General features: G+C 71.9%; 11 protein-coding genes. 8 read left to right on the top strand and 3 right to left on the bottom strand.

The window, feature by feature from the left end:
- Positions 1 to 2: 2 nt before the first annotated feature.
- Both ACW62_RS02500 and ACW62_RS02495 read right to left on the bottom strand, forming a co-directional pair.
- A complete protein-coding gene (locus ACW62_RS02500; protein WP_169791971.1) occupies positions 3 to 1,118 on the bottom strand; it encodes an alginate lyase family protein in 1,116 nt (371 codons plus the stop codon).
- A 32-nt stretch (positions 1,119 to 1,150) separates the two neighbouring features.
- Positions 1,151 to 1,879, bottom strand: a complete 729-nt coding sequence (locus ACW62_RS02495; protein WP_053202468.1) for an SDR family NAD(P)-dependent oxidoreductase — start codon at positions 1,877 to 1,879, stop codon at positions 1,151 to 1,153.
- Between the two features lie 104 nt (positions 1,880 to 1,983).
- On the opposite strand from ACW62_RS02495, the gene ACW62_RS02490 reads away from it, so the two are divergent.
- From ACW62_RS02490 to ACW62_RS02475, 4 genes are all read left to right on the top strand, one after another.
- Positions 1,984 to 2,730, top strand: a complete 747-nt coding sequence (locus ACW62_RS02490) for a sugar phosphate isomerase/epimerase family protein (RefSeq protein ID WP_053202467.1) — start codon at positions 1,984 to 1,986, stop codon at positions 2,728 to 2,730.
- Positions 2,727 to 3,806, top strand: coding sequence for a Gfo/Idh/MocA family protein (locus ACW62_RS02485; protein WP_053202466.1), 1,080 nt, complete (start codon positions 2,727 to 2,729; stop codon positions 3,804 to 3,806). Before ACW62_RS02490 ends, ACW62_RS02485 begins: the two co-directional genes overlap by 4 nt.
- A 108-nt stretch (positions 3,807 to 3,914) precedes the next feature.
- Positions 3,915 to 4,208, top strand: coding sequence for a GYD domain-containing protein (locus ACW62_RS02480; RefSeq protein ID WP_053202465.1), 294 nt, complete (start codon positions 3,915 to 3,917; stop codon positions 4,206 to 4,208).
- A 95-nt stretch (positions 4,209 to 4,303) separates the two neighbouring features.
- Positions 4,304 to 5,119, top strand: coding sequence for an aldose epimerase family protein (locus tag ACW62_RS02475; protein WP_053202464.1), 816 nt, complete (start codon positions 4,304 to 4,306; stop codon positions 5,117 to 5,119).
- Between the two features lie 43 nt (positions 5,120 to 5,162).
- On the opposite strand, the gene ACW62_RS02470 is transcribed toward ACW62_RS02475, so the two are convergent.
- Positions 5,163 to 5,909 carry a FadR/GntR family transcriptional regulator gene (locus ACW62_RS02470; RefSeq protein ID WP_205629085.1) on the bottom strand — a complete coding sequence of 249 codons (747 nt, stop codon included), beginning with the start codon at positions 5,907 to 5,909 and terminating at the stop codon, positions 5,163 to 5,165.
- Between the two features lie 146 nt (positions 5,910 to 6,055).
- On the opposite strand from ACW62_RS02470, the gene ACW62_RS35640 reads away from it, so the two are divergent.
- Genes ACW62_RS35640 through ACW62_RS02450 form a run of 4 tightly spaced genes read left to right on the top strand, consistent with a single transcriptional unit; the run spans position 6,056 to position 11,638 of the window.
- A complete protein-coding gene (locus tag ACW62_RS35640; RefSeq protein ID WP_240477207.1) occupies positions 6,056 to 8,149 on the top strand; it encodes a dipeptide ABC transporter ATP-binding protein in 2,094 nt (697 codons plus the stop codon).
- Between the two features lie 46 nt (positions 8,150 to 8,195).
- A complete protein-coding gene (locus ACW62_RS02460; RefSeq protein WP_053202463.1) occupies positions 8,196 to 9,101 on the top strand; it encodes an ABC transporter permease in 906 nt (301 codons plus the stop codon).
- The gene (locus ACW62_RS02455) at positions 9,102 to 10,049 is read left to right on the top strand and encodes an ABC transporter permease (RefSeq protein ID WP_053202462.1); all 948 of its coding nucleotides are present in this window, start codon (positions 9,102 to 9,104) and stop codon (positions 10,047 to 10,049) included.
- A 35-nt stretch (positions 10,050 to 10,084) separates the two neighbouring features.
- The gene (locus tag ACW62_RS02450; RefSeq protein WP_053202461.1) at positions 10,085 to 11,638 is read left to right on the top strand and encodes an ABC transporter substrate-binding protein; all 1,554 of its coding nucleotides are present in this window, start codon (positions 10,085 to 10,087) and stop codon (positions 11,636 to 11,638) included.
- Positions 11,639 to 11,654 lie beyond the last annotated feature (16 nt).

Below are 11,654 nucleotides of genomic sequence, written 5' to 3'. Positions count from 1 at the left end.
GTTCATCCTTGGTCGAAGGGCCGGAAGAACGGGTCGTAGAGCTCCCCGAACAGGTACGAGCCCGGCTCGCTCGGTTTCCCGGCGAGCTGCTCGGCCACCTGCCGGTACGACGGCTGCCCGTACGCCCGGGCCGCCATCCGGAACAGCCAGATGGCCTGGTCGGGCGTGCCGAGATGGCGCTGCGGCGCGGTCCACTCACGATGGCCGGCCAGGTACGGCTCGAGATAGTCGAAGCAGCCGCGCAACGTCGCGCCGTCCGGCGTGCGGTGGCCCCACAGGTCGATGCCGTACAGCGGCGCCAGCTCGGCGGCGTTGGCCACGCCGGTGAGGCAGTAGACGGAGTAGATCAGGCTGTCCGGTCGTGACAGCTCGCGCGGGAGGCTTCCGTCCAGCTCGATCTGGCCGTCGAGGCAGTGCGCGATCGAGCGGAGGCCGTCGGCCGCCGCGGACGGTTGCCCGGCGTAGTGACCGAACACGGCTCGCTGCGCGTGGTACCAGACCATCGTGTTGTTGTTCTTGCCCCGTTCGGCCTGCTCGCGGCCGAACGGGCTGGTGGTCAGCCACGTCGTGTAGCGGCCGAACCAGTCGCGCAGCCGGCGGTCGGCGTCGGCGGGCCAGTGCGCGCTGCCGGCGAGCAGGCCGGCCGCGTACGGGACGCGGGTCATCACGGCACCCTGGATGACCCCGTAGTAGACGCCGTCGTGGACGCCCGGCAGTGCGGCGGCATGGTTCAGGTTCGGGTTCATCGCGGTCCCGGGATCCAGGAACCACCGGTCCAGCCGGGCGGCGGCACCCTCGGCGAACCGCTCGCCGCCGAAGTGCCGGTACGCCAGCGACAACCGCACGACGGCTTCGACCATCTCCTTGTACCGGGTCAGGTCGTACCGCGGTCCGTAGGAGGCGTCGTTCACCTCGCAGTCGATGCGGATCCAGGGCATGCCGTCGGGGGTGTCCGGGTTGGGCCAGCAGTAGCGGCCGATCGTGGAGAAGTCGTGCGGGTCACCGGAGGACGCCGGCGCCGGCTTGTCCGTGACGGCGCCCGGCTGCTGGCGGGCGAGCGTCTCGGCCTCGGAGAACAGCAGGTCGAGGCCGGACTGGGCGTTCGCGGGTATCGGCACGGAGATCACCTCGGTTCGGGGGAGTGGGCAGGTCAGCGGAGGTACTGCCCGCCATTGACGTCGAGCGTGATGCCGGTGACGTACCGGGCCTCGTCGCTGGCCAGGTAGACGGCCGCATGCGCGACGTCGTCGACGGATCCGAGGCCGAGCGGAATGGTGGCACCGAGCTCCGCCAGTGTGCTGGGGCCCAGTGTGGCGCTGGACAGCTCGGTACGGATCACACCGGGCGCGATGGCGTTGGCGGTGACGCCGAATGGTGCGCACACGCGGCTGAGCGTCTTGGTCAGCCCGAGCTGCGCGCTCTTGCTGGCGGCATAGTGAGCGTGCCCGAGGAGCGCGCCCTGGTGGGCCGTGACCGAGGCGATCTGGACGATGCGGCCGCCGCGCTGGTGGCGCATGTACCTCAACGCCGTCTGTGCGCACAGGAACGCGCCACGCGTGTTGACCGCGAAGACGGCGTCCCAGCTGTCGGACGTGATGTCCTCGAACGGTTCCCGCGCGGCGACGCCGGCGTTGTTGATCAGGATGTCCACCGCGCCCCAGGCGTCGTGGACCGCGGCGAAGGCGTGCTCGACCTGAGCGGCGTCGGCGACGTCCGCCTGGACGGTCATGGTCCGGCCAGGAGGGGAGCCGGCCCGGACGGGGTCGCGATCGACCACGGCCGTTCGCGCACCGGCCGCGGCCAGCGCGTGGGTGACGCCGGCACCGATGCCGCGGGCTCCTCCCGTGATGACCGCGACCTTGCCGTCGAGCCGGAACATGAGACTCCTGACGTCGGGTGATTTAACGTTGTATTAGCATAGCCGCGTGCCGTCCGATCAGCGACCGCCGGGGTCGCGTTGCCGAGCCGCAGGAGAGACTTTCGATGCCGAAACCGCTGGCTGTTCAGCTGTACTCCGTGCGCGACCTCCTGTCCGCCGATCGGTCCGGCGTCCTCCGGCGCCTGGCCGCGATCGGATTCGGCGCGGTGGAGCCCTATGACCCCTGCGACGACCCCGAGGGGCTGTGGCGGGTGCTGGACGATCTCGGGCTGGAGGTGTGCGCGTCGCATGCCGTCGGCCTGGTCCGGGGCGGGGACGCGGCGGAGATCTTCGACGCCGTCCGCACGCTGGGGACCGAGCTGGTGATCGTTCCCGGCGGCCTCCCGACGGAGAACTTCGCCACGGCGGACGGCATCGCGCGGGTGGCCGACCTGCTCAACGAGTGGGCGGGCGCTGCACGCGGGCACGGCCTGAGGCTGGGCTACCACAACCATGACCACGAGCTGCGGCACCGCGTCGACGGCCGGCACGCGCTCGACGTGCTCGCCGATCTCCTCGACCCCGACGTCTTCCTCGAGGTCGACACCTACTGGGCGGCCGTCGGCGGCGCCGACGTCCCGGCGTTGCTCTCGCGCCACGCCGGCCGCGTCCGTCTGCTGCACATCAAGGACGGCCCCGCCGTCCTGGGCGAGCCCAACGTCGCGGTCGGCGCCGGTGCCCTGCCGGTAGCGGACTACCTGGCGACCGCTCCGGACGCGTGGCGCATCGTCGAGTTCGACACCTGCGCCACCGACCTGCTCGCGGCCATCGACGACAGCTACCGTCACCTCGCCGCCCTGGAGCCGGTGTGACCGCGGCGCCGGTCGGCGTCGCGATCGTCGGCGCCGGGGTGATCAGCGGGCAGTATCTGACCAACCTCGCCCGCTGCCCCGACGTGGCGGTGGTCGCCGTCGCCGACCTCGACGGCGCACGGGCCGCGGCGGTGGCCGCCGAGCACCGGGTGCCGCTCTCCGGAGACCTGGACTCGATCCTGGCGCGCGACGACGTGGAGATCGTCGTCAACCTCACGATCCCCGCCGCCCACCGCGACGTGTCACGGGCCGCCCTCGCCGCGGGGAAGCACGTGTTCAGCGAGAAGCCGCTCGCCATGACGATGACCGATGCCGAGGCCATTCTCGCCGATGCCGGGCGGCGGGGGCTGCGGGTCGGCTGCGCTCCGGACACCGTCCTCGGGGCGGGAATCCAGTCGGCGGCGCGAGCCGTCGCCGCGGGAGTCATCGGGACGCCGGTCGCGGCCACCACGGCGATGCAGACCCCCGGTCCTGAGCACAGCCACCCCAGGCCGGAGTTCCTGTACCGGCCCGGCGCCGGCCCGCTGTTCGACATGGGCCCCTACTACCTGACCACGCTCGTCACACTGCTCGGGCCGGCTCGCCGGGTGGCCGCCGTCGCGCGCCAGGGCCGAGCCGAACGCGTCGTCGGCACCGGACCTGACGCCGGCACGGTCTTCCGGGTGGAGGTGCCCACCCACGTCAACGCCCTGATCGACTTCGCCGACGGTCCGAGCGCGGCGTCGACGTTCAGCTTCGACTCCAGCGTCCGGCGCACCGTGATCGAGATCGCCGGCACCGAGGGAACGCTGAGCGTGCCGGACCCGAACACGTTCGAGGGCCCGGTCAGGGTCCTGAGTACAGGCGCGGACCGATGGCGCGACCTCCCGGTGACGGGAACTGCCCTCGGCCGCGGCCTCGGGGTCGTGGACATGGCCCGCTCGATCCGCACGGGCCGGCCGCACCGCGCCTCGGGGGATCTGGCGTTGCACGTGCTGGAGCTGATGACGGCGATCGCCGAATCGTGCGACGACGGCCGATTCGTGAGCCTGAAGTCAACGGTCGAGCGGCCTCGGCCCATCCCGGCCGACGGTTGATCGAGCGCCGGGTATGTCCAAGGGCGGTCCGCCGTCGTAGCGTGAGAATCGTCGCGTGCCCCGGAACGACGACTCTGTCAGTGCGTCAACCTCAGGGGGTGAGCAGCGATGCCCACATTCATCAGCTTGATCAACTGGACCGATCAGGGAGTCCGTCAGTCCAAAGAGTCGCTCGACCGAGCCAAGGCCGCCGGTGAGCTGGCCGAGCGCATGGGCGGCAATCTCAAGGATGTCTACTGGACCGTCGGCCCGTACGACATCGTCTCGATCGCCGAATTCCCCGACGACGAGTCCGGAACCGCCTTCGCGCTGGCCATCGCCGCGCAGGGCAACATCCGGACAACGACCCTGCGCGCTTTCGGCGCCGACGAGATGAGGGGCATCGTCGCAAAGCTCGGCTGACCGTGGAGGCGTGTCCTTTCGACGGCCGGTGCATCGAGCGGCAGAGGGGCGGTCCCCTAGACTCGCCCGGTGCTGTGTGCGGCGGACGGACGTCCATGACGGCGGCGGTCTCGCCCGGCTCCGATGGGCGCGTCCTGCGCTGGGAGACCGAGCGGAGCTCCGCCACTGTCGACCTCGACGACGGTGCGCGGCTGACGTCGTTGCGGTTCGACGGGCGTGACCTCCTCGTGCCGCATGAGGGGCGCGACCCGTTGTGGTGGGGATCGTTCGTCATGGTGCCGTGGACCGGTGACCTGCGGCACGGCTCCTTCCACTGGAGGGACCGCAGCTGGCGGGTGCCGCGCGACCCGAGCGGCGACGCCTCGCACGGCACCGTCCGCCGGTCGCGGTGGACGTCGCCGGCGCCGGGCCGGGCCGTGGCGACACTCGGGGAGGACTGGCCGTTCGCCGGCTCCGCCGAGCTCACGGCCGAGCTCGAGCCGCACGTCCTGCGCCTCGGTCTCCGGCTGCGGGCGGACGAGGACATGCCGGCCGCCATCGGGTTCCATCCGTGGTTCCCCCGCGTCCTCTCCCCGGGCGGGGGCGCGGCGCAGGTGGAGCTCCCGGCGGGTTCGCGGATGCTGCTGCGCAATGGCGACGGAACGCCGACGACCCGCTACATCGGGCTCGGCCCGCAGCCGTGGGACGAGACCGTCAGGTGCTCCGTGCCCGAGGCCGCCATCGTCTGGCCCGGAGACGGCACCCTCGGCCTGACGTGGACCAGCCCGTTCGCCACCGTGTTCACGGCGCACGAGCAAGGCGTCTGTGTCGAGCCGGTGACGAGCCCGTCGGGACGCATGGACGACGACCTGGCGGCGGGCGAGACTCTGGAGCTGACCTTCGCGCTGACCTGGACGCCATGGGAGCCGTGACGGCTCTCAGGTCACGACGAAGCGTTCGGGCCAGAACGTCGGGTCAACGTGTCGCCGTGGTCGTCCCGGCCGGCGGCGGGTCCTCGGTGAGCTTGGACTCGATGCCGACGTAGTGGTCCTGGATGGCCTCGCGCGCCTGGTCGGGATCGCCGGTGAGGATGGCGTCGAGGATGGCGGCGTGCCCCTGGTAGGCATCCATCGGCGTGCGGCCGCGCGTCGGCGGCGCCGCCGCGTGGAAAGCCAGCCAGAACAGGTCGAACAGCCGCAGCAGCATGGTGTTGTCGAGGTCGCGGAACAGCAGCTGGTGGAACCGGCGGTCCTGCTCGGCGAAGTGCTCACCGCGTTCGGCGAGCCCGCGCATGGTCTCGAGGGTCTCGCGCAGGGCCGCGACGCTTTCCGGCGTCATGGCCTGCATGGCGTCGGTGATGAGGGCGGACTCGAGCGTCTTGCGCAACGCGGCCAGCTCGCGCAGCGCCCGGTGACCCTGCATGAGGCCGTACGGGAGGTGGTCGAGCAGCGGCGCGAAGGAGAAGTCGCGGATGTAGACGCCGCTGCCGCGGCGCGTCTCGAGGACGCCGGTGGACTCCAGCGCCTTGACCGCCTCGCGGACCGAGTTGCGGCTGACCCCGAACATCCGGGCCAGCTCGGACTCGGACTTGAGGGGATCGCCGGGGCGCAGCCCTTCCTTGAGGATGTGGTTCCTGATCTCGTGCTGCACGATCTGGTGCAGCGGGGCTCTGTCGTCCAGTCGCCGGAAGTCCGGCTCCACGTCGTCCTGCTGAGTCGCCACGCTCTGGCTCACCCTCCTGCTGGTTGCTGATCTGTAGGATATCTTGCGACCCTTGACACCAGCAAATGCCGACTCTACCGTTGCGAAAACTGTAGGACATCTTGCAGCAATCTACGGTCCACGTATGAGCGACAGGGAGGTCGTCGGTGTCTGGAGCCCTTGAGGGCGCGACCCGGAGCGGGGTCGTCGTACCTGGTCACGGCACCGGCCGGCCGGTGCTGAGCCTGCGCGACCTGGTCGTGGAGTTCGCGACGCAGGCGGGTGTGGTGCGTGCAGTCGACGGGATGAGCTACGACGTCTTCGGCGGCGAGACGCTCAGCGTCGTGGGGGAGACGGGGTCGGGCAAGAGCGTGTCGGTGCTCGCGGCGCTGGGCCTGCTCCGGACGCCGAACCTGCTCAGGGTGTCCGGCACGGCCATGCTCGGCGACGTCGACCTGCTCACGCTGCCCGAGCCGGAGCTGCGGCGGCGCCTCGGCCGCGACGTCGCCATGATCTTCCAGGACGCGATCTCCGCACTGAACCCCGTCCAGCGGGTCGGTCACCAGATCGCCGAGGCGCTGCGGGTGCACGACCGGGCGCTGACCGCGGCGGCGGCGCGGGCCCGGGTCGTCGAGCTGCTCGACATGGTGGGCGTGCCGCACGCGGACACGCGCTACGACCAGTACCCCCACCAGTTCTCCGGCGGCATGTGCCAGCGGGTGATGATCGCGATGGCGATCGCCAACCGCCCGCAGGTCCTGATCGCCGACGAGCCCACGACGGCGCTGGATGTCAGCGTGCAGGCGCAGATCCTGGACCTGCTGCGGGTGGCGCGGCAGGAGACCGGCGCCGGGGTGGTGCTGATCACCCACGACCTCGGTGTGGTCGCCGAGACCGCCGACCGCGTCAGCGTCACCTATGGCGGCAGGATCGTGGAGTCCGGCGATGTCACCCAGATCTTCACCCGGCCGCGGCACCCCTACACGGCCGCCCTGCTCGGCGCGCTGCCGCGGCTCGACACCGCGGCCGGCCGCCTGCTCCCGATCCCCGGCCAGCCGCCGGACCCGAGCGAACTGCCGCCCGGGTGCGCCTTCGCGCCCCGGTGCCCGATCTCGCGCGGCCGCTCCGTGTGCGTCGAGCAACGGCCCGATGCGCTGCCCGGCGCGGACGGCGCCGGCGTGAGCGCCTGCCATTTCCCGGACGAGGCGGCGGCGCTGCTCACCCGGACGGACGGCGCGGGCGCCACCGTGGCATCCGTGCGCCAGGACGATCCTGACGTGGGGGCGCCCGTGCTCGACGTCCACGAGGCCATGGCGCGCTTCCCGGTGCGTTCCGGCGTGCTCGCCCGCCCGTCCGCGTGGGTGCATGCGGTGGACGGGGTCTCGCTGCGGGTCCCGGCCGGGCGCACGCTCGGCCTCGTCGGCGAGTCCGGCTGCGGCAAGACCACGCTCGCGCGGCTGGTCCTGCGTCTCGTCGAGCCGACCGGCGGCCAGATCCTGGTCGATGGCCGCGACGTCGGCGCGGCGGGCCGGTCGCAGCTGCGGCAGATCCGGCGCAGCGCGCAGATGGTGTTCCAGGACCCGTACGCGTCGCTGAACCCCCGGCTGAGCGTCGGCGACAACGTCGCCGAGCCGCTGCGGCTGCAAGGGGTGTCCTACGCCCGGCGCCGGAGCCAGGTCGCCGACCTGTTCACCCGGGTGGGACTGCGCACCGAGCACGCTGACCGGCTGCCGTCGGAGTTCTCCGGCGGCCAGCGCCAGCGGGTCGCCATCGCGCGGGCGCTGGCGTCGCGGCCGGGGCTGCTGATCCTCGACGAGCCGGTGTCGGCGTTGGACGTGTCCGTGCAGGCGCAGGTGTTGAACCTGCTCGCCGACCTGCAGCGCGAGTCCGCGATGGCGTACCTGTTCGTCAGTCACGACCTCGCCGTGATCCGCCAGGTCGCCGACGAGGTCGCGGTGATGTACCTGGGCCGGATCGTCGAGTCCGGGTCGGTGCGGCGGGTGTACGACGACCCGCGCCACCCCTACACGCGGGCGCTGCTGGCGTCGGTGCCGGTGCCCGATCCCGTCGGCCGGGCCGACCGGCGCCGGGTGCCGCTGGGCGGCGACGTCCCCAGCCCGGTCGATCCGCCGTCGGGCTGCCGGTTCCGGACCCGCTGCCCCATCGCGGCCGACGTCTGCGCCGAGAAGGAGCCGCCGTTGCGGCTCGTCGCCGGAGGCCACACCGCGTGTCACTTCGCGGAACTTGTGGAGCGAACATGAAACACAGTGCGGAGGAGACGGCCGGCCTGACGCCGGAGGTGGCCGGATGAGCGCGCCGAACCCGCCCTCCTCCGCGCCGCCGCGGCGCCGGCGGCTGGCGGCGCTGCGCCGATTCGCCCGGTCCCGGTCGGCCGTCGTCGGGGCGGTGGGGTTGCTGCTGCTGGTCGCCGTCGCGCTGCTGGCGCCGGTGATCGCTCCGTTCGATCCGGCGGCCCAGGACGGCGAGCCGCTGCTCGGCCCGTCCGGCGCGCACCTGCTCGGCACCGACCAGCTCGGCCGCGACATCCTGTCCCGGCTGATCTACGGCGCCCGCGCCTCGCTCGTCGCCGCCGCCGGGGCCGCCGCGGTGGGCGCGGGCATCGGGGTGCCGCTGGGCCTGCTCGCCGGCTACCTGGGGAGGTGGGTCGACGCGGTCGCGATGCGGCTGGTCGACCTGTTGCTCGCGGTGCCGGGGATCCTGCTCGCCCTGGTCATGATCGTGGTGCTGGGCCCCGGCCGGTTCAACCTGATCCTCGCCATCGGCATCGGCGCGGTGCCGGAGTTCGCCCGGCTCACCCGGGTGGCCACGCTCGGCATCCGCGACCGTGACTTCGTCCTGGCGGCACGCGGCATGGGCGCGAGCACGCCGGACACGATGCTGCGCACGGTGCTGCCGAACGTGCTCGGCCCGATCGTCATCCAGGTCGTCGTCACCGCGTCGATGGCGGTCGTGGTCGAGGCGGGCCTGGCCTTCCTCGGCCTGGGCACCCCGCCGCCGGCGCCGTCGTGGGGCGGCATGCTCCAGGACGCGCGCTCCTACCTGTACCAGAGCCCGAGCTACGGGCTGTTTCCCGGGCTCTGCCTGGTCCTCACCGTGTTCTGCCTCGACCGGATCGGGCGTGGCCTGCAGCTGGCGGTGAGCGGCGGCAGCCCGCACCTGGGGACGCGCGTCACGAGCGGAGGTGCGGTCTAGATGTACGGCCACCTGATTCGCCGGTTGCTGCAGTTCGCCGTGGTGCTGGTGCTCGGCTCCATCGCCGTGTGGGCCTTCACGTTCGCCCTGCCCGGCGATCCCGCGACGGTGCTGCTCGGGCCGGACGCGAGCGAGTCCGAGCTGGCCGCGATCCGGGCCCGGCTCGGCCTGGACGGCTCCATCGTCGAGCAGTACCTCTCCTGGATCGGCCATGCCGTGAGCGGCGACCTGGGCGCGTCGTACTACTCCGGCCAGCCGGTGGTCCGCGAGCTGCTCGACCGGATCCCCGCGACCATCCAGCTGGCCGCGTTCGCGATGACGTTGACCCTGCTCATCGCGGTGCCGGTGGGCATCGTGGTGGCGCTGCGGCCGCACTCGGTGGCCGGCCGGGTGCTGCAGGGTTACCTCACCGCGGGCCTCGCGGTGCCGACCTTCTGGCTCGGGCTGCTGCTGATCATCGTGCTGGCCGTGCAGCTGCAGTGGCTGCCCGCGTCGAGCGACTTCGTGCCGATCTGGCGTGACCCGGCCGGCGCGCTGACGGCCACGATCCTGCCCGCGGTCGCCATCGCCGTGCACGCCTCCAGCGTCACCGCGCGTTTCCTCGCCACGTCCCTGGGCGAGGTGATGGGCAGGGACTACATCCGCACCGCCCGCGCCAAGGGCGTGCCCGAACGCGACGTGATCCGCCGCCACGCGCTGCGGAACGCGTCGCTGCCCACCGTCACCATCGTCGGGCTCCAGCTCGGCAGCTTCCTCGGAGGCACCGTCGTCATCGAAGCCGTCTTCAACTACCCCGGACTGGGGCGGCTGCTCTACACCGCGATCGGCGAACGCGACTACGCCCTCGTGCAGGGCGGCGTGCTGTTCGTCGTGGCCACCTTCCTGCTGCTCAACCTGCTGGTCGACGTGTTCTACGCCGTCCTCGATCCCCGTATCCGGCTGACCTGAGCTCCACCCCGTCCTGAACCCCGGGAGGCATCACCATGCCCGTTTCGCCGTATCAGTCCCGCCTGATCGCCCGCCGCACGCTGCTGCGGGCCGGGTTCCTCGCGGCCGGCGCGATCGCCGGCGCGCCCCTGCTCAGCGCCTGTGGTTCCGAGAGCGGCGAGAGCACGGGTGGCGACGCGACCGGCAAGATCACGCTCGGCACGACGAAGATCATGCAGTTCGATCCCTACCTCACCAACACCGACATCCACATCCACTCCTTCTACACGTACCTGCTGGACTATCCGCCGGACGGCACCTACGAGCCCCTCCCGGCCGGAGCGGAGACGTGGGAGTTCGCGCCCGACCACACCTCGGTGACGATCACCCTGCGTGCGGCGACGTTCCATTCGGGGGAGCCGGTGACCTCCGGCGACGTCGTCACCGGCGTCCAGCGGGCCCAGAACCCGGACGCCGCGTTCACCCTCGCCCAGCCGACCGAGTTCATCGCGGCGGCGACCGCGGTCGACGAGCGGACGGTGCGGCTGGACTTCAAGCAGCCCACCCCCGAGGCGCTGGTGCTCGACTGGATGTTCGCCTTCCCGCTGGTGCTTGCGGCCAGCAACCCCCCGGAGCAACTGGAGCACGAGCCGGCCGGCTCCGGCCCGTTCCGGCTCGCGGACTTCCGCCGCGACCAGCGCCTCGTGCTGGAGAAAAACCCCGACTTCTGGGACTCCGGCAAGCCGTACCTGGACGAGGTGGAGTACCGCTTCTTCACCGACGAGGACGCGCTGATCGCCGGGCTGGAGTCGGGCTCGGTCGACGGCGCCGCGTACATCGGGTTCCGCCACGCCGACCGGCTGCGCGACCGGTTCACGCTGGTGGAGGGCAACGGCCGCATGTCGCTGTTCTTCATGAACGCGCTCATCCCGCCGTTCGACAACAAGCTCCTCCGGCAGGCGATCGCGCGGGCGATCGATCGCGACCGCATCCTCGAGCAGGTCAACTTCGGCATCGGCGACCCGGTGTACACGGCCTTCATGCCGTCCTCGCCGGCGTTCGACCCGTCCTACCTCGACTCGGGCGCGTTCGACCTGGACGCCGCCGCGGCCCTGCTGGAACAGTCCGGCGACGTGCGCAACGCCGTCGCGGGCGTGACGTCGGGGAGCCCGTCGGTCCAGTCGCTCGAGATCATCCAGGCGGACCTCAAGAAGATCGGGTTCGACCTGGAGATCGCCCCGCAGGAGGAGGCGGCCTACCTCGAGGCGCTGTTCGCCAGCGAGTTGCAGTGCACCGTCGCGTTCCAGCCGAACAACCTGCAGAGCCCGTCGCTGGTGGCCCGCGGCCGGCAGATGCTGACCACCGAGGCGAACACCACGTTCGGCCCCAACGTGCCGCCGGCCTACGTCGCCGCGGTGGCCGCGGCCGGCTCGGCCATGACGTCCGAGGACCAGGAGGCCGCCTACGCCGCGCTGAACAGCACCCTCGCCGACGAGGCGTGGGCGATCGGCATCTCCACCGTGCCGTCCCTGTTCGCGCTGGACAAGCGCATCACCGGGCTGGTCACCGACCGCCGCGACTTCGTGAACCTCACCGACACCAAGGGCTGACCTGCCGAAAGGAACC

Origin of the sequence: Jiangella muralis (assembly GCF_001270745.1) — a bacterium.
Lineage (GTDB): Bacteria > Actinomycetota > Actinomycetes > Jiangellales > Jiangellaceae > Jiangella > Jiangella muralis.
The sequence above is the reverse complement of the archived record's forward strand: the minus strand, read 5'-3'. Positions and strand labels throughout refer to the sequence as shown.